The organism is Rhizobium ecuadorense (assembly GCF_001187535.1).
Classification (GTDB): domain Bacteria; phylum Pseudomonadota; class Alphaproteobacteria; order Rhizobiales; family Rhizobiaceae; genus Rhizobium; species Rhizobium ecuadorense.
Genome location: NZ_LFIO01000182.1, coordinates 1 through 255, shown reverse-complemented (window position 1 = coordinate 255; position 255 = coordinate 1). Strand labels below are relative to the sequence as shown.

Genomic DNA, 255 nt, shown 5'->3' with positions numbered 1-255 from the left:
GCGGCGGCAAAGTGCCTCAGAGGTTCGGTGATGAGCCGGCTGCTGAAATATGCGAGCAGCACCAATGGGATGACGATTTTTAAAAATCCGCTCGCCGCGGCTGGAACAAACCACACATAGCTGGGAAAAACTGGCAGTTGAAAGACAAGGGCGCGCTTGTCATCAATTCCGACAGTCAGGACATCAGGGTGTGATTGACCGATGACGAAGCGATGAAATGCCGCGAAAATATTGTCGGCGAGCATTGTGTTGATA

The 255-nt window shown here is 51.8% G+C and carries 1 pseudogene; it reads right to left on the bottom strand.

Going from position 1 to position 255, the window contains the following annotated elements:
- A pseudogene (locus AF337_RS04580) lies at window positions 1-255 on the bottom strand (two-component sensor histidine kinase); the annotation flags it as partial.